This window comes from Nonomuraea sp. NPDC050536 (assembly GCF_044457685.1).
Taxonomy (GTDB): Bacteria; Actinomycetota; Actinomycetes; order Streptosporangiales; family Streptosporangiaceae; genus Nonomuraea.
This window is the reverse complement of record NZ_JBITHD010000013.1, coordinates 303,219-320,879: the sequence shown is the minus strand read 5'-3', so window position 1 is coordinate 320,879 and position 17,661 is coordinate 303,219. Positions and strand designations below refer to the sequence as shown.

Below are 17,661 nucleotides of genomic sequence, written 5' to 3'. Positions count from 1 at the left end.
ATGCCGGTTCGCTGCCCGGCCAGGGCGGTCTTAGCCGCTTGGACGGCATCGATCGGATCGGACTTGCCCTGGAAGCGACGGGTTCTGCGGTCTGGACGGTCGACCTCGACGATCTCGACGCCTTCATCGTCGAGAACACGAGCCAGTCCGGCGCCATAGGCGCCGGTGCCTTCTACCCCGACCCGCAACAGCCGCCCGAACGAGTGCACCCACGCCAGCAGCGCCGCATATCCGGCCGGGGTGGCGGGGGAACTGCTCGGTGCCCAGAACCCGCCCACCGCATCGATGACGGTGGCGGTGTGGGTCTCCTGGTGGGTGTCGACGCCACCGACAACCTCGAGAACGGGCACGTCATGTGGTGTAAATAGCAGGCATTGTCGTCCTGTCGCTCGTGACCATGGGGCAGGTCGGCACGCACCGGCCGAGCGGACGGATACAACAGTGACGGGGCCTCTGGCCAGGCTCCTATCAGGTCACACCGCACGCCGGTGAGTGCACGCGAGCACCTCCCGACAGAAGCCGACAAATCCGTTGAAGACCCCAAGGTCAGTTAAGCGGTGGGGCAGATTCGTATCGTTGACCACGCTCGAGGCTCTTCTATTGTGATCCTCTGTCTCGACAACAGGAATGAATGATCACTGACAGCCACGAGCTCCCTCAAGACGCCGACCACACCCGCCGTCGTCGGCCACCCCTCACCGCTCAACCCCGACTAACTTCGAAGAGCCGCGATCCCGAGATAAGTAAAGGCGGCCGAGCAGGTCCGCCACGCCAGCGCTCCGGCCGCCACCGTGAGCCCAACTTCCAGATACGGCACCGCCCGGCGGGTGTCCTCGCCGAGGCGACCCCACCTGGTGACCAGCAGTGGAACGACTGGGCTGGCCAAGATCCCGGCAAGCACGGCGACGATCACCACAAGGGCCAAACCGTAGGGTAAGTGCGACTGCTGATAGTAGTTACGCAGGCGTCCTGGATCGCGCGCAAGCAGGCGGCCATGCGGTGGTGGTTGAGACCCCGAATCCCGCTCCGAGCTCGGCGAACGTCTCGCCCTTGCGCAGGTAGACCAGCACCAGCAGGGCCTTTACAGACCTGCGGAGGCATGGTTCGGCGTGCGGCTTCCCGTCCGCCGGATCAACTTGGGCGCGCACTGGGCATCCAGATACTGTGGCAGTCGCCCATACCTGGGCACCAAACGTGCGCCCACCTCTATCCCATCCCGGCCGAAATGATGCGCCACCGTTCGCGCTCCGTATTCCTCGCGAGAAGATAGCCCCAAGCATTGGCCCCATTCCGGAAGCTCATCTCTTCGCATTGCTCAAGCTTAAAGTCAACATACACCCTCACCACGTATTTGTATTTTTCGGGATCATAGGTGTCCAGCATAGGCTTGCCGATACTAACGTCTGTAATATTAATCCAGTTCGTCAGCGGGTTGTCGGCATCATTCTGCATTCGCTCCCAGTATTTGGGGAATGTTAATTTCTGGATCGTGTTTGTATCGCGCGCGATGATCGCGGCAAGAAATGTTTTTACAACGACATCGGCGGACGCATTGGCGGCCGGGGCAGAAACCGCTGGCCCCTTGGTGATGCGGCTACATCCGCCACAGCCCGATATAACCGGCACGCATCCGATGAGGGTCAGCGCAAGAGTTACGCGAAGCAGCCAATTCGACCTAATTATCACGCGCACCAACAGAGTCCAATCGAGAAGAATGTTCGTGTGGGCGCATGGGCTCCTCCGCAGTGCCATTGCGGAGGAGCCCATGCGTGTAGGGCGATCTAGTACATTACCCTGATCGCGTACACCTTCGCGTTAGGATGCTTGATTTTCACACCCGGGAATGAGACAGCGAGTTTCCGGTACTGGTACGGGTCTGAATGTTGAGCATATTCAACACCATTCCATGATCCCGACGTCACTCGACTGACTACCGCCGCGTGACCGAAGTCTAGACTCCCTCCATCCCAGTCCCAGAGGAGGATATCGCCGACCTTGACATTCTTCCAGGATGTGACCCAGAACGCTCGCTTTCGCACCTGCATGAAGTGCTGGAAGAAAGGAGTCGCTCCTGACCAGGAGTACGTGCGGCTCAAGCCTGGTGGCCAAGCCTGCCACCACCACCTCAGGTCACCCCGTTGCGATGGGTCAGGAACCTCGGCAGCAAGCATCGCTGCCCCGCCTCCGTAGTGCAAGGCCTTCGAGACGAAGTTCGTGCAGTCGTCGTGGAAGTCGGTGTCGTCGTTGTAGTGGCGAACCGCCCACGCGGCCGCTGCCTCGCGGTTTACCCAGCCTGCACCGCCGCTTCCGCCGCCAGCTCCGTCCCCGTAATCAGGGAAGCCGTCGCCATCGGTCGGCAATTCCATCCCGTCCCCTGGTATTTGGCCAGGAGTTCCGTCGGGATAGGCATTCAGATCAGGCGAAACCGAGACGAGACGGCTTCCTTGCCACGAATCTGTCACCTGGATATCGCTACAACCGTGAACGGAGAAACGATACGTGTGAACTGTTTGAGTTTGATCAGTGCCCGGATCCTCTCCATTCATTCCTGCATAGGTGTAAGCAAGTGATACTTCCGCATGGACCGATGCCGTGTGACCGTCGGACTCGTAGAAGATCAGGGCATTGTCGACAGAAACTGAGGATCCGGTTTGCTGGATTCCCTTCGCTGCAGACTTGGAGGCCCAAGTGGATAGATTGGGTTGCTGAGTATAGAGAATGGCTTTGAGCGAACTTGCTTCTACATGACCGTTCAACGCCTCATCTACTGACGCGGCCTTACGCTCCAGAATCGTATTGCGGGATTCTTCGTAGGCCTTGATTGCGCCGGTAAACTGCGCCTTATCTGTGCAGGTAGCGGCAGGAGGAAGGGGAACCGTTACCTCAGCGCCTTCCCAAGGGCCAGCACCAAATTGCGTTACAGCCCTTACTTCTGTCCTGTATTTACTTCCCCCCGCGAGGCCGCTGACTGCTATGAACGGATTCTGTGTCGACTGCGTTTTAACTACCACGGAAGTATCCGACAAAACGCGTACGTCATAAGAATCGATCGCGGCCATAGAGCCACGATCGACAGGATCGGCCCATGACGCCAGCAAGCCTTCGGCAGCGCCGCTAACATGTAGGTTCTGCACAGCGCTTGGAGGCGTTGGCGTTCGATAGCTCAACGCTACGTCGATATTCGACTGGGTGCCGAACTCGATCTGCTGAGCACTGTTGGAAGTTAGAATCAGCCAGTCGGATACCGCAGTCGACACGTCCAGGTTTGGTGACGTGATGGTGGCCGATCTATCAGGTTGAGATCGAAGGGCACCCAGCACATCCGTCGAGGTCGACGTCGATGTTACCTGTCCCGACAAGGACGTGATTCCCACTGTTGCATCTGTTGGACACGGAGAGGGCGTACAGGATGCGTTACCTAGACGCAGATTGGCCTGAACCGGTATGGAACCCGGCGGAATATCGGCCAAGCTTATTTTGATCACCGAGAGTCGAGCGTCCGCCCCGGTTCCGCCTACCTTTATTTTAGAGTCATCGACTAACGCGCAGGATTGCGTTGAGCATGCCTCTGAGCTAGCGTATCCGGTCTTGATCGAGAGGTTTTCTTGCCTCAAGACTATATTCTGCAGAGCCCCCGGATCCGGCAATTGGACAGGCCCAGGGACTGAGAAGGTTTGCGCAGGCGTCTTTGAAGTACAGACTTCGGCCGAGCATGCTTGTATCTGCCAGGAATATTTCGAACCTGATCTCACAGTATTGGGTGGGACCCGCATGTTAATGCGCTGATCTCCGTCTACCGTGCCATACCCAAGGGGAGTGGCCCCAACGGGATTTCCAGCTTCGTCGTAGAGGTAGAACTTTCCGGTGACTGGCTTGCCCGACGGGCGCGTAATCAACGCCGAAAGAACCGGTTGGCCGGGATCATCGAGCAGCGTCTCCATGCCCGTCGGCAGCATCGGTGCATCCGAAGTGATCCGGTAGGCAGGACTCTCAGTGCATGAAGGTGGAGTGATGCCGCTGCGGCATGCTTTGACGACGAACTTGAAGCTGGCCGGGTTGTCCAGGGTGAAGATCTTGTCCAGGACCTGGCCGGAGGGGATGTTGTTGTTGGTGGTGGTGCCGGGCACGCCGACGATGGTGCGGATTTCGTCGGCGGTCAGGACGCGCTGGTAGACGTGGATGTCGTCCACGGTGCCGTCCAGGTCCTTGGCGATAACCCGTCCGCGGCCGATCTCGAAGTTGCCTCGGGCGTTCCAGGTGGGTGTGTAGTCGTGTTCCCCGGCCAGTGCGCCGTCCATGTAGAGGCGGGCCTTGTGAGCCGCCTGGTCGTACTGGATGGCGACGTGGGTCCATTCGCCGATCTTCACCGCGTTGTTGGAGATGACCGCGACTTCGTGGATCTCGTTTGCGGTGTCCTGGGTGAGCAGGCTCAGCCACCAGTGCTTGTCGACGTTGCTGACCACGCTGGAGGCTTCCAGCTTCAGGGAGAAGCCGGGCTGGTTGACGCCCATCTGGGAGAAGACGGTCTGCGGGTCGGTGCTGCTGTTGAGTTTCACCCAGCCGGCCACCGTGTAGCTCTGGTCGGTGTTGAGTACCGGCTTGGTGGTGGTCCCGTACCCGCCGCCCGATACTTTGAGGGCTTGGCCAAGCTGGCCGGGCACGTGGTTGTAGGTACCGTTCAGCGTCAGCGGCAGGTTCTTGCCGGAGGAGTCTGCCGCGGTGGCGCCGCTGGTCTCATCGAGCTTCCAGTAGGCCGCCTCGCCCGCGGGCAGTTGGGGGGCCGGGGGCGCCATGGTGGAGTCGTTGACCGTCACCGTGTAGTCGAGGTTGGCCGTCTCCGGCACGCTCGACTTATAGGTCACCTTGACGTTGGTGCTGCGCGCGATGGCGTCGTTGCCGGTCATCGAGTCGATCGACTCGGCCGTCACGGTGGGGATCTCCGGTGGCAGCACCCAGTCCACGCTGAGCTTGGGCACGTTCTGGCCGAACAGTTGCGGCCAGAAGCTGTAGCTGTCGGTGTAGTACTTGGGGGCGGGGAACTCGGAACCCAGGCTCAGCATGAGCCCGTTGTTGGCCGTCCCGGACGCCCATGCCTGGGTCATCTTGGTCAGGTCCCAGCTCCACACCGATCCGGCCGTGTGCGGCATCGCGCAGGCGTCGACGACGGAGCGCCCCTCGGCGGTGGTGCTGGGCTGGTTGCTCCAGAAGGTGTTGTCGGCCACCCATGCGGAGGTGATCTGCTGGGCGACGACGCTTTGCAGGCTCACACAGTCGGTGCCGTTCGTGCGCAGCATCAGCTGCATGGTGGACTTGACCACCTGGCGCCCGGCGACAGGGGAGGTGTCGAAGGCCATCAGCGTGCGGGTGACAACATCCCCCGACGACGTCGAGTTCCACCGAGACGCCGTCCCGGAGCCGGTCTGGCCGTTGGGGGAGCGAATTCCGACCTCTTTGGTCACCCCGAGCGTCGTGGTGGGGTCCACCGTGACGGGATAGGCGGTGGCCGGGTCGGCCAGCCACTTGGTGTCTGGCTTCAAGACGAGCGTGGTCGTGCCGCCCTTAAACTCCACTGACGTCTTCACCGCAGCCTGGCGGCCCGGCGCTTCCTTGTTTGGGTGCTCGGTAGCCGCGTCCCACATCTGCGGGGTGGGAGCCGACAGGACTGTCTTGCCCTTGTCGTTTGTGAGGGCCAAGCCGCCGGTCTTGGTGACGTCCAGCTTCAGCTTGTCGGCCTGCACGGGGATGCGGAACTCGACCGGTCCGGTCGGCTTCTGGCGGAGCACCACGTTGTGCTGGAAGCCGGTCGGCAGCGCTGTCACCACCAGATCTGCGCCGGGGCCTGCCGCGTCTCTGTAGGTGGCGACGTTACCCTGCACGTCCGGCTTAGGCAGGTCCTTCAGCCACGACAGGGCCAGTTTCTGTCCCTTGTCACGTTCCATGGTGACGAAAGGCGCACCGCCGCCAAGCGACAGCGTCACATCGGCCTTGGACAGTTTGGGTTTGAGGCTACCGCCGGACTCCACCAGCGTGGTGTCGATCCACGCCCACGAGCCGTCGGCCTGCTTCAGCTGGGTCGGCCCGTCGTAGGTTTCCGTGGTCAGGTGGGCGTCAGGATAAGCCCAGGTACGTGAGGATTCGGTGTAAGCCGCCTCGACCGGTACGGGCTTGTTCTGCTTCTGGGCTTCCGCGATCGCATCTCGCAGAGGCTGGTCGGGATCTTTCCTCTTCGGGAAGGTAGTGGCGGTGTGCGTTGAGCCCTTGGAGGGTGCGGCCGGCTTTGGTTCGGCCTGGGCGATGCTGGTTCCAGCGACGAGCAGTGATGCTGACACCGACAGCACCACTGCAGCAGCGAGACCCTTGTTCCCCGCACGTGGTCTCGCATTGCGTAATAACTTGCTCACTTATCACCCCAATTGACAGGTTTCGGACAATGGCCCCTACTTTTATCCCAGCTTTACCTGGCGTCACAAGAGCAATCAGGAACGTGTCCCTCCGCACCCACGCCGCCACCGAGTGCAAGCTAAGTGGTCCCGGCCGTAAGTCCTTCGGGGGTTCACCCGGCTGTTGGTAGTGCGGCAGGCTGGTGGTCGCAGCCGGGGTGCTGCTGGGAGTGGCGCTCGTTCTGTTCGTGTCGCTCGATCCGGGCCATCAGGTCCTCGAGGTCGGCCGGAGTGAACTCCCATCTGAAGGGCCGGGCGGTCTCGTTGTAGCGACGCTCGAAGGCGATCAGCCGGTCTTCGACCTGGTCAAGATGGGTGAAGTCGTTGGGTGTGACGACCTTGCGCTGCACGATGGAGAAGAAGATCTCTGTTTGGTTCAGCCATGACGCGTGCACGGGGGTGTGCACCATCACCGCGTTGGGGAACCGTGTGGTGAGCCGGTCGGCGGCCGTCTTGCCGCGGTGGGAGGAGCCGTTGTCGACGACCCAGAAGACGCGTTTGGCGGAGGCGTAAGGCTCGACGTTCATGACCTTTTCGACCAGAGTCATGAACGGCATGATCCCGGTCTTGGCCGCACAATGCCCGGTAACTTGGGCGTGGTGGGCGTCGTATGCGGCCAGGTAGGCCAGCGATCCGCCCCGTTCGTATTCGTGGTTGACCCGCATCGTGCGGGCGATGCCGGGCGGCAGGGTCGGGTGACAGCGGCAGCGGGCCTGGATGGAGGTCTTCTCGTCGGAGGAGATCACGTACTCGTCATCGCCGAGTGGGTGCCCGTCCCAGATGCGCTGGTAGAGATTGAGTACCCGGGCGGCCTTGGTGGTGAAGTCCGCGTCGCGGACGAACACCCATGACTGGTGCTGCCAGGGTTTGAGCGCGGCGGTGGACAGAATCCGGCGGACGGTCGATGCCGAGATCGCCGGCACGATGGCCTGCTTGACCGCCTCGGTGGCCAGGTCGGTGCTGCTCCATCGCGACAGGGGGATCCCGGTCGCGGCCGGCAGCTGGCAGGCCAGAGCTTTGATTCCGGCTCGCTGGAGCGGGGGTGAGGTGGGGTGGCCTGCCCGGGCGGGGCCGGTCTTTCAGCACGATCTGGCGGGCACGGGGAACGGGCACGGAGGGCTCTCTGGAGATCGTTGACCGGGGCCCGGCGACCTTACCCCGGATCGCCCGCTCCCGCCATAATCGACACGCCGGGGACGGAAAAATGGGCCTCATGGCTGCCATCCCCGACTCGACCAAGACCTCCCTGGCCCAGCGGTTGCGCCAGCACGCCCGCGACCAGTGGCCCCAATTGGCCGCCCTGTACGTCCGCTACCACGGCCAGTTCGCCTACGTCGAGGGAGAACTGGCCGGCGGAGACCAGTTGCCTCTGCTCCGGCTCCGCTACGGCGGGTCGGCCTCCACCTGGGGCTTCGGCCTCTACCTCGCCAGCAGCGGTAAGTACGAGAACCAGATCCTGCCGACCGGACTACCCATCGGCACCGCCCAAGAAGCCCTCGACTGCGCCTGCGCCCTCTACCTCAACTACTGACCCTCGACAAACTTACGGGCGGGACCACTAAGTCCAAGAGCCGCATTTGCATGCACAGTTATGTCGTGGTGAACCAAGAGGTGCTCATCGAGTGCCGCGCCACCAGATTCGGCGCACAGCTGCGGTCACCCCCATCGCCAGCAGCAAGCTCATCAAGTGCCCAGCTCACACATGCCGAACGCGTCCACTTCGGGTTGGCCGCAGGGTGCTGCCTCGCCCGGCCCCAAGCTTCGGCGTGGGTTCCGACCCGGGGCCACTAAGCCTGTATCGAAGTCGGTTGGAGCCGTTCGTGGCGTTCAGCGTGCCCGCATAATCGGCGCGACCGTGAGCACCGCCCTGCGGTAGCTTGATCCACATGCTTGCCTACCCCGACAAGCCGAAACCCGGCGACAAAGTGGCGATCCTGTCCCCCGGCGCGGCCCTGCCCGAGATCTTCCCGGCACCGTATGAACTGGGCCTCACCCGCCTCCGCGAAGATTTCGGGCTCGAGCCGGTGGAGTACCCGACCACCCGCAGGCTTGGGTCATCGGCGGCCGCCCGGGCCGCCGACGTCAACGCCGCGTTCGCCGATCCGGAGATCAAGGCCGTCCTCACCTCCATCGGCGGCGAGGACCAGATCAAGGTGTTGCGTCACCTCGACCCGGCCATACTCCAGGCCAACGCGAAGCCGTTCTTCGGGATCAGCGACAACACCAACCTGTGCAACTACCTGTGGAATCTCGGCATCGTGTCGTACTACGGCGGCACCGTCATGACGGTCTTCGGCCGTGGCGGCCGGACGAACCCGCGGGCCGCCGAGGCGCTACGGGCCGCTCTGTTCACCCATGACGAGTACGACCTGCACCCTGCCGAGTCCTATACCGACGTGGACCGAGACTGGAACACTCCAGCGTTGCTGGAAAGTGAGCCGGACATGTTCACCGGCGAAGGCTGGCAGTGGCACGGCCCACGTCGTACCGTGACCGGTCCGTCCTGGGGTGGCTGCCTGGAGATCGTCGACTGGAATCTGCGCGTCGGCACCCACATTCAGGATCCCGCCACCTATGACGGCTGCGTGCTGTTTCTGGAGACCTCCGAAGAGCTCCCCGACGCGAGCTATGTGTATCGCGTGCTGATGTGCATGGGCGAGCGTGGCCTGCTTGGCCGGTTCGGCGCCGCCATCGTGGGGCGGCCCAAGGCGTGGTCGATGGACAGACCACTCTCCGCGCCTGAGAAAACGGAGTTCATCGCCGCCCAGCGCGATGCCGTGCTCAGGGCTTTCGCCGAGTACAACCCGGACATTCCGCTCGTCCTCAACGTGGACATCGGGCACACGGACCCACAGCTGGTCGTTCCGTACGGAGGCACGGTCACCGTCGACGCCATCACCGGCCGCATCGCCGCGCGGTACTAGGAGCCCTGTACGGCGAGCGAGCGTGATCCGGTGTGCCCGGATCACGCAACGGCGTAACGGCGAGCAGCCCCGCATCGCCGGAGGAGCGTCTCCCCGGACAGGGGCCGGCCGGAGTGCGGCGGGTGGCGGAAGGGCGGCCCGCCGTACAAGATCAGCCGCCGATGGCGGACATCGGGCGGGCCGGCTGGAGGAAGGACGGGTCGTCGATGCCGTGGCCGGCGCGCTTGCGGGCGACCGCGGCGACCCAGCGGGCCGCGAGCTCCTCGTCCGTGGCGCCCGAGCGGAGCGCCGACTTGAGGTCAGACTCCTCCGTGGCGAACAGGCAGTTGCGGATCTGGCCGTCGGCCGTCAGCCGGACCCGGTCGCAGGCGCCGCAGAACGGCCGCGTCACCGAGCCGATGACGCCCACGCGCGCGGGACCGCCGTCGACCAGGAAGCGCTCCGCGGGCGCGCTGCCGCGCTCCTCCAGGTCGTCGGGCGACAGGTCGAACGCCGACGACAGCAGGTCCAGGATCTCGTCCGCGGTGATCATCGTGGCGCGGTCCCAGCCGTGCTGCGCGTCGAGCGGCATCTGCTCGATGAAGCGCAGCTCGTAGCCGTGCTCCAGGCAGAAGCGCAGCAGGGAGACCGCCTCGTGGTCGTTGACGTCGCGCATCAGCACCGCGTTGACCTTGACGGGACTCAGCCCGGTGCGGTCGGCGGCGGCCAGGCCCTCGATCACGTCGGTGAAGCGGTCGCGATGGGCCAGGCGCTTGAACGTCTCCTGCTCCAGCGTGTCGAGCGAGACGTTGACCCGGTCGAGCCCCGCGGCGGCCAGCGGCTCGGCCAGGCGGGCCAGGCCGATACCGTTCGTGGTGAGCGAGATCTGCGGGCGCGGGGCGAGCGCCGCGGTGCGGGCGACGATGTCGACCAGCTCACGGCGCAGCAGCGGCTCGCCGCCGGTGTAGCGGACCTCGGTGATGCCCAGCCGCTCGACGCCGATCGTCACCAGGCGCACGATCTCGTCGGCGGTCAGCAGCTGCGCGTTGGGCAGCCAGTCGAGACCCTCCGGCGGCATGCAGTACGTGCAGCGCAGATTGCACTTGTCGGTGAGGGACACCCGAAGATCGGTCGCCACCCTGCCAAACGCGTCCTTCAACACCGGGGGTCACCTCCTTTTCACCCGTGATGCCAGCCTACGACGATCTCGACCTGGCAGCAGACTCGACCGGGCGTTCGAAGTGTACTTGTTCTACGGGAGACCGCCCTTCACGGGGTGCGGAGCCAGTGCAGGGCGGCGGTGGTCATGGTAGTGGTGCCCACCTCCAGGGTGGGCGAGATGACGGGCGCGAAGGCGGGGGAGTGGTTGGTGGGGATGTCGTCCGCGACGGTGCCCTTCTCAGAGGCGGCCGCGTACGCGGCAGGGTCGGCGCCGCCGAAGTACCAGTAGACCAGCGGTATCCCCAGCGGCGTGGCCAGGTCGCCGATGTCCTCGCTGGCCATGGACGGAGGCGCCTGGGCGACGTTGGCCGGGCCGAGGACCGAGCGGAAGACGTCGGCCGTGCGGGAGATCGCCTCGGGGTCGTTGCGGAGCACGGGAAAGGTGTCGACGGTGGAGATGTCGGGCTTGAGGGTGGCGCCGGAGGCGAAGGCCTCGGCTTCGACGATGCGGCGGACCGCCGCCAGCACCCGCGACCGCACGTCCTCGGCGTACGTACGGATGGTGACGAGGAGCTCCGCCTCGTCGGGGATGACGTTGTCCTTGCCGCCCGCGTTGAGCGCCCCGACGGTCACCACCGCGGTGTCGGTCCCGGCGATCTCCCGCGAGACCACCGTCTGCAGCCGCATCACGATCGCGGCCGCCATGACGACAGGGTCCACCGTCCGCTCGGGCATCGAAGCGTGGCCGCCCCGCCCGAACAGCCGCACCCGCAGCGCGTCGGTGGCCGCCAGCGCGTCGCCGGGGCAGTAGGCCACCCTCCCCGCGGGGATCGGCGTCACGTGCTGCCCCAGCACCACCTCGGGCTTGCCGAACCGGTCGTAGAGCCCGTCGGCGACCATGGCCTTGGCGCCCGCGCCGGCCTCCTGGCCCGGCTGGAAGACGGCCATGACCGTGCCCGACCACAGGTCTCTGCGCCCCGCCAGCAGCGTCAGCGCCCCCAGCAGGCAGGTCACGTGCATGTCGTGCCCGCAGGCGTGCATCACCGGAGCCTCGTTGCCGTGCTGGTCGAGCGCCGTCACCATGCTCGCGTACGGCAGGCCGGTGCGTTCCCTGACCGGCAGCGCGTCCATGTCGGCCCGCAGCAGCACCGTGGGCCCGGGCCCGTTGCGCATCAGTCCGACGACGCCCGTACGGCCGATCCCGGTGGCGACCTCCACGCCGAGGACCGCCAGCCGCTTGGCGACCTTGTCCGCGGTCTGGGTCTCGGTGAAGGACAGCTCCGGATTGGCGTGCAGGTCGCGGTAGCAGTCCTCCAGGTCGGCGCGCAGGTGGGCGTTGAGCCCGCGCAGCACGTCCTGCGTGCGTTCGTCCATGACGGATCCCCCTGTGATCACAACCAGTTGTTGCGGCGAAACGATCGGAACAGCACCACGCACAGCACGGCCATCAGTCCCAGCACCGCGGGGTAGCCGAACGTCCAGCGCAGTTCGGGCATGCCGATGAAGTTCATGCTGTAGATCCCGGCGATCATCGTGGGCACCGTGATGATCGCGGCCCAGGCGGAGATCTTCCGCATGTCCTCGTTCTGCCACATGCTGATCTGGCCCAGGTGCGCGTTCAGGATGGCGTCGAGCAGGTCGTCACTTGATCGGACGGACTGGGTCACGCGGTTGAACCGGTGCGCCACCTCGCGGAACAGCGGGCGGCTCATCAGGTAGTCCGACACGCCCTCGATGGGCTCGACGGCGTCGCGGAACTCCAGCACCTCCCGCTTGAGTGAGTAGATGCCCGCGATGGCGTTCACGCGCGGCCCCGACAGCACCTTGCGCTCCAGCTCGGTCACGTCTCCCGTGATCTCGTCGGCGACGCCCAGGTAGTCCTCGATCACCTGCTCCGTGATCACGTGGACGGCGCCCCAGACGCCGTGCGAGAGCAGCAGCGGCCTGGCGGACAGGCCCTGCCGGGCGGGCGTGATCGGGTCCCCCTGCCCGTGCCTGACGCTGATCAGCAGCGTCTCGTCGACCACCATGATCACGTCCCCGGTCTCGACGGCCGAGGTCTCGCTCAGGTACCAGAGCGTCTTGACCACGAAGACGGTCTGCTCGCCGTACTGGTCGAAGCGGGCGCGCTGCTGGGGCCCCAGGTTGACCGCGATGAAGGGGTCGATCGGCAGCGCGGCAAGTTCCTGTGGGCTCGGGTCGACGGCCTCGATCCAGAGGAAGCCGCCGGCGGGCGGGCTCTGGCGGCCGTCCGCCTCCCGCACGCCGTCCTCCGCGCACACCCAGTACCTGAGCACATTCCGACGATGACATGCCGGACCCTGGTTGAGCTGGGAAGACGCGCCGTGCACGCCGGGTGTACCCGGAAGGTGTCTAGGGTGGGCGGCGTGGCGTATGACGCGGTGATCCTGGCCGGGGGACGGGCCCGGCGGCTGGGCGGGCTGGACAAGCCCGGCCTGACGGTCGGCGCGCGGTCACTGGTGGAACGGGTGGTGGCCGCCGTGCCCGGCGCCCGGCGCGTGATCGTGGCGGGGCCCGAACGGGACCTGCCCGCCGTCCGCTTCGTCCGCGAGGACCCGCCGGGCTCGGGACCCGTGCCCGCGCTGCGGGCGGCCATGGCCGAGGTGGCGGCCGAGTGGGTGGCGCTGCTGGCCGGCGACCTGCCGTTCCTGCGCCCCGCGCACGTGGCGGCGCTGCGGGAGGCGGCTCACGCCGGGGCGGGAGCCGTACTCGTGGACGACGACGGACGCGAGCAGTGGCTGGCAGGCGTGTGGCGGGCCGAGGCGCTGCGCCGGGCGCTGGACGGGTATGCCGGTGAGTCCCTGCGCGGCCTGCTGGGGCCGCTGGAACCCGCGCGGGTGGCGCTGGCGGGCAGGCCGTGGTTCGACTGCGACACTGAAGACGATCTGGAGGAGGCTCACATGAACGTGCTGGCCGAGTGGACCGCGCTGGCCTGCGAGGAACTGGGCATCGACCCCGCCCGCGTGGACAGGGACGCGATCCTGGACCTCACCAAGGAGGTCGCCCACGGCGTGGCGCGCCCCGCCGCGCCGCTCACCGCCTACCTGCTGGGCCTGGCCCAGGGCGCCGGCACCGCGCCCGAGGACGCCATCGCCCGCCTGACCAGGCTCGCGGCCAACTGGGAGCGCGCGACGACCGAGACGTTGACGGACGACTGACACCCGTACGAACTCCTGTTGTCAACCCAGGCGTCCAATCCTGAAGATTTCCTGTGAATTTCGGATGGAACGCCATGTAAACGATTTCGGGAAAGCGGCCCTATCCAACTGAGGGAGAGCTATCGGACCTGGAGTCCAAAGAATGATGTTCCTGGGAAAAGGGCGACGCCGGGTGGTTACGGGGGCAAACCACCCGGCGTCGCTTCATCGGCGTTCCGACGGGGGCCCGGAACGCCGGCACCAGCACTCCGACGGGGGACCGGAGCGCTATGGCTAAAGCGTACACCTACAACCCATGGGATGCGTCAAGACTTAGTCACGACCCGATCTCGCGTCGGTGGTGCGGTATCTCGCTTTGGTTAGCTGCAGGGCTATCAAAGGTCGGGGCGGGGGCATCCTTCCCCCTCTCATTGGCCCCGATTACGGCTATGTATGGCAAAAAGACCGCGCCCGCGATGAAGAGCAGCCGATAGGGCCACGGCAAGGGCACCACCACGGCCAGGATCAGGCAGATCGTGCGGATGCCCATCTTGATGAGGTAGCTGATCTCACGCTTGTGGATGTCCGCACTCAGGGAAGGCTTGGCGTCCGTTACGCGGTGGACGTCTGGCTTCCTGCGCCACCCCTTCATATGGTCCACCGTAGACCTCGGACGAGCAGGGCGCGACGGCGCTCCGTGGCGGCGGGAGGGGTCATGCGATCATGGCCTTCAAGTAAGGAGGATGCGGAGATGACAGATCGAACGTATCGGGTCACCGAGATAGTCGGGACTTCGGGGGAGAGCGTTGACCAGGCCATCCGCAACGGCGTCGCGCGAGCCTCGCAGACGCTGCGCCACCTGGACTGGTTCGAGGTCACGGAGGTACGCGGCTACATCGAAGGCGGGGAGGTGGCGCACTTCCAGGTCGGCATGAAGGTCGGGTTCCGGCTGGAGGACGCCTGACGATGGACCACGGCCCCGCCCGTCACCGTGGGGGGACGCGCGAGGCCGTGGTCATCGGGTGACGGCGCTCAGCTGGCCTGGCTCACCGTCGACATGTTGAAGTCCGGAACCCGTACGGCCGGCATCACGGTCCTGGTGAAGTAGTCGTTCCACTCCCGTGGCAGCGTCTGCTCGCTCGCGCCCACCTCCGACAGGCGCCCCAGCAGGTCCACCGGGCTCTCGTTGAAGCGGAAGTTGTTCACCTCGCCCACCACCTCGCCGTGCTCGACCAGGTAGACGCCGTCGCGGGTGAGCCCGGTGACAAGCAGCGTCTGCGGGTCCACCTCGCGGATGTACCACAGGCAGGTCAGCAGCAGGCCGCGCTCGGTCGAGGCGATCATCTCCTCCAGCGTGCGGCCCCCTGAGGGGCCGTGCATGAGCAGATTGTCGATGCCCGGTGTCACCGGTAGCCCGCTGAGCTCTGCCGAGTACCGCGTCTGGGTGAGCGCGGCCAGACTGCCCTCGGAGATCCAGTCCGTGGCCGGCAGCGGCAGCCCGTTGTCGAAGACGGAGTTGTCGCGGCTGGAGGCGTGCGCGATCACGAACGGCGCGCACTCGATCCCCTGGGCCGCGGGATCGCTGGACAGCGTGACGGGCAGGGTGGCCAGCCGTTCGCCCACCCGGGTGCCACCGCCGGGCTTGGCGAAGACCGAGCGGCCGTCCAGGGCGTCCCTGGCGCCCGCCGACCAGGCCAGGTAGATCATCAGGTCGGCCACGGCGCTCGGCGGCACCAGCGTCTCGTAGCGGCCCGCGGGCAGGTCGATGCGCGTCTTGGCCCACTCGAGGCGCTGGGCCAGCGCGGAGTCGAGCGCGGCCACGTCGACGTCGGAGAAGTCGCGGGTGGCCACGCCCGTCCACGCCGAGCGCTTCAGATCGGCCGACTTGGCGTTCAGCTCCAGCCGTCCCGTGGGCTGGTCGTGCCGGAGCCTGAGCCCGGTCGACGTGCCCAGGAAGGTGGAGGTCAGCGAGTGCTCCGCGAAGCCGTACAACTTCCTGCCGCCTGCCTCCGCGGCGGCGAACGCCTCGCCGAGCGCGGGCGCGAACCTCTCGAACACCCCGATGTCGGTCGGCGTCACGGGAGCGTCCCACGAGGGCGACCGCGGCACGCCCGAGACGAGCGGCCTGGCGTCCTCGGCGGGCTGCGCGGCACGGGCGGCGGCGTCTGCCTCGGCCACCACGCCGGCCACCTGCTCGGGCCGTACGGCGGCGCGGGACACCACCCCCACGCCCTCGCCCGCGATCGAGATCACGGTGAGCCGGGCCGTGCGGGCCACGCCGTTCGTGGTGAGCGTGTTGCCCGCGAAGCGCAGGTTGGCCGTCGAGCCCTCGTCGGCCAGCACCACGCAGCCGTCGTTACCCGACAGCTCGAGCGCCTTCTCCACCAGCTCCTGAGGAGAGATCTGGACCGGCAAGCCGGACTGACTTGTTCGCTCGCTACGCTCGCTCACTTCCCACCCTCCTGCACGGTGTTGAGGATCCGGACGCCGCGGAACAGCGCCGACGGGCAGCCATGGCTGACCGGCGCGACCTGGCCCGGCTGGCCCTTGCCGCAGTTGAAGGCGCCGCCGAGCACGTAGGTCTGCGGCCCGCCCACGGCCTCCATCGACCGCCAGAAGTCGGTCGTCGTCGCCTGGTAGGCGAAGTCCCTGACCTGCCCGGAGAGCTCGCCGTTCACGATCCGGTAGGCACGCTGCCCGGTGAACTGGAAGTTGTACCGCTGCATATCGATCGACCAGGACTTGTCGCCCACGATGTAGAGCCCGTGCTCCACCCGCGAGATCAGCTCCTCGGTCGACGGGCCGTCGGGGGCGGGCCGCAGTGACACGTTGGCCATCCGCTGGATCGGCATGTGCTCCGGCGAGTCGGCGAACGCGCACCCGTTCGAGCGGCCGAACCCCTTCATCAGCGCCATCCGCCTGTCCAGCTGGTAACCGACCAGGACGCCGTCGCGCACGATGTCGAAGCTCTGCCCCGCCACGCCCTCGTCGTCGTAGCCGATGGTGGCAAGCCCGTGCTCCACGGTCCTGTCGCCCGTCACGTTCATCACCGGCGAGCCGTACACCAGCTCGTTGAGCTGGTCGAACGTGGCGAAGCTGGTCCCGGCGTAGGCGGCCTCGTAGCCGAGGGCCCGGTCGAGCTCGGTGGCGTGGCCGATCGACTCGTGAATCGTCAGCCACAGGTTCGACGGGTCGACCACCAGATCGTGGTCGCCCGCCTCGATCGACGGCGCGGCCAGCTTCTCGGCCAGCAGCTCGGGCAGCCGGGCCAGCTCGGCGGCCCAGTCCCAGCCGGTGCCCGTCAGGTACTCATACCCGCGGCCGACCGGCGGCGCGATCGTGGACATGTCGTCGAACCCGGAGGCCGAGGCCTTCATCGCGTTCAGCTTGGGATGCAGGCGGACCCGCTGCTGCGTGGTCACCGTACCGGCCGTGTCGGCGTAGAACTTCTGTTCCTTGACCTGCATGAGGCGGGCGGAGACGTGGTCGGCGCCCTTGAGTAGCCCGGCCGACCACTCGGCCAGCAGCGCCACCTTCTCCGCCGACGGCACCTCGAACGGGTCGACCTCGTAGGACGACACCCACACGGTCTCGGCGTAGGACGGCTCGGGCGCCAGCTCGATGGGCTCCCTGTTGATCGGCGAGCTCACCTCTGCCACCCGGACGGCCTGCTCGGCCACGGTCGCGGCGGCCTCCGGCGTCAGGTGGATCCCGGCGGCGAACCCCCAGGTGCCACCCTTGACCACGCGCACCGCGTAACCCAGATCGTCGGCGTCCATGGCGCCCTCGAGCCGGGTGTCGTAGAGAGACAGCGTCTCCGCTCTGACGCGTTCGAGCCGGAAGTCCGCGTGCTCCGCCCCCAGTTCACGGGCACGTTGCAGGGCGGCATCCGCCAGCTGCCGCAGCGGCAGCTCCAGGAAATCGGGATCGATCTGGCGCATGTCCACGATCCTAACCCTGTGATCTTGTACCCCCCGGACAAGTGGCTACCGGCGGGTA

At 66.2% G+C, this 17,661-nt stretch carries 13 protein-coding genes and 2 pseudogenes; 4 read left to right on the top strand and 11 right to left on the bottom strand.

Annotated elements, in window-relative coordinates; translation table 11 throughout:
* The 5 genes and pseudogenes from ACIBHX_RS33180 to ACIBHX_RS33160 all read right to left on the bottom strand — a co-directional run.
* A partial coding sequence (locus ACIBHX_RS33180; protein ID WP_397071313.1) for a transposase occupies positions 1-350 on the bottom strand: 350 nt, incomplete at its 3' end.
* 642 nt (positions 351-992) lie between these two features.
* Positions 993-1,082, bottom strand: a pseudogene (locus tag ACIBHX_RS33175) (transposase family protein); the annotation flags it as partial.
* Positions 1,083-1,206: 124 nt separating this feature from the next.
* Entirely contained in the window at positions 1,207-1,626 is a 420-nt protein-coding gene (locus ACIBHX_RS33170; protein ID WP_397071312.1) for a hypothetical protein, read from the bottom strand.
* 155 nt (positions 1,627-1,781) lie between these two features.
* Entirely contained in the window at positions 1,782-6,401 is a 4,620-nt protein-coding gene (locus ACIBHX_RS33165) for a LamG-like jellyroll fold domain-containing protein (RefSeq protein WP_397071311.1), read from the bottom strand.
* A gap of 152 nt (positions 6,402-6,553) precedes the next feature.
* A pseudogene (locus ACIBHX_RS33160) lies at positions 6,554-7,492 on the bottom strand (transposase); the annotation flags it as partial.
* 161 nt (positions 7,493-7,653) lie between these two features.
* Between ACIBHX_RS33160 and ACIBHX_RS33155 the strand changes: the two are divergent.
* Both ACIBHX_RS33155 and ACIBHX_RS33150 read left to right on the top strand, forming a co-directional pair.
* The gene (locus ACIBHX_RS33155; protein ID WP_397071310.1) at positions 7,654-7,971 is read left to right on the top strand and encodes a hypothetical protein; all 318 of its coding nucleotides are present in this window, start codon (positions 7,654-7,656) and stop codon (positions 7,969-7,971) included.
* 355 nt (positions 7,972-8,326) lie between these two features.
* Positions 8,327-9,364, top strand: coding sequence for an LD-carboxypeptidase (locus tag ACIBHX_RS33150; protein ID WP_397071308.1), 1,038 nt, complete (start codon positions 8,327-8,329; stop codon positions 9,362-9,364).
* 151 nt (positions 9,365-9,515) lie between these two features.
* On the opposite strand, the gene moaA is transcribed toward ACIBHX_RS33150, so the two are convergent.
* From moaA to ACIBHX_RS33135, 3 genes are all read right to left on the bottom strand, one after another.
* A complete protein-coding gene (gene moaA / locus ACIBHX_RS33145) occupies positions 9,516-10,505 on the bottom strand; it encodes a GTP 3',8-cyclase MoaA (RefSeq protein WP_397071307.1) in 990 nt (329 codons plus the stop codon).
* 107 nt (positions 10,506-10,612) lie between these two features.
* A complete protein-coding gene (locus ACIBHX_RS33140; protein ID WP_397071306.1) occupies positions 10,613-11,878 on the bottom strand; it encodes an amidohydrolase in 1,266 nt (421 codons plus the stop codon).
* Between the two features lie 17 nt (positions 11,879-11,895).
* Complete coding sequence (locus ACIBHX_RS33135; RefSeq protein WP_397071305.1) at positions 11,896-12,801, bottom strand: magnesium and cobalt transport protein CorA; 906 nt, start codon at positions 12,799-12,801, stop codon at positions 11,896-11,898.
* Between the two features lie 90 nt (positions 12,802-12,891).
* Here ACIBHX_RS33135 and ACIBHX_RS33130 point away from each other — a divergent pair, with 90 nt between their 5' ends.
* Positions 12,892-13,683 carry an NTP transferase domain-containing protein gene (locus ACIBHX_RS33130; protein WP_397071304.1) on the top strand — a complete coding sequence of 264 codons (792 nt, stop codon included), beginning with the start codon at positions 12,892-12,894 and terminating at the stop codon, positions 13,681-13,683.
* Between the two features lie 316 nt (positions 13,684-13,999).
* On the opposite strand, the gene ACIBHX_RS33125 is transcribed toward ACIBHX_RS33130, so the two are convergent.
* On the bottom strand, positions 14,000-14,314 hold the full coding sequence (locus ACIBHX_RS33125; protein WP_397071303.1) for a DUF3099 domain-containing protein: 315 nt from the start codon (positions 14,312-14,314) through the stop codon (positions 14,000-14,002).
* A gap of 99 nt (positions 14,315-14,413) precedes the next feature.
* Between ACIBHX_RS33125 and ACIBHX_RS33120 the strand changes: the two genes are divergently transcribed.
* The gene (locus ACIBHX_RS33120) at positions 14,414-14,626 is read left to right on the top strand and encodes a dodecin (RefSeq protein ID WP_397071302.1); all 213 of its coding nucleotides are present in this window, start codon (positions 14,414-14,416) and stop codon (positions 14,624-14,626) included.
* 68 nt (positions 14,627-14,694) lie between these two features.
* Here the strand turns inward: ACIBHX_RS33120 and ACIBHX_RS33115 are convergent, their stop codons facing one another.
* Together ACIBHX_RS33115 and ACIBHX_RS33110 are read right to left on the bottom strand one after the other, a co-directional pair.
* Positions 14,695-16,113 carry a metallopeptidase TldD-related protein gene (locus tag ACIBHX_RS33115; protein ID WP_397071301.1) on the bottom strand — a complete coding sequence of 473 codons (1,419 nt, stop codon included), beginning with the start codon at positions 16,111-16,113 and terminating at the stop codon, positions 14,695-14,697.
* Positions 16,110-17,603: a TldD/PmbA family protein gene (locus ACIBHX_RS33110; RefSeq protein WP_397071300.1), complete on the bottom strand. Its 1,494-nt coding sequence runs from the start codon at positions 17,601-17,603 to the stop codon at positions 16,110-16,112. Before ACIBHX_RS33110 ends, ACIBHX_RS33115 begins: the two co-directional genes overlap by 4 nt.
* Positions 17,604-17,661: the final 58 nt, after the last annotated feature.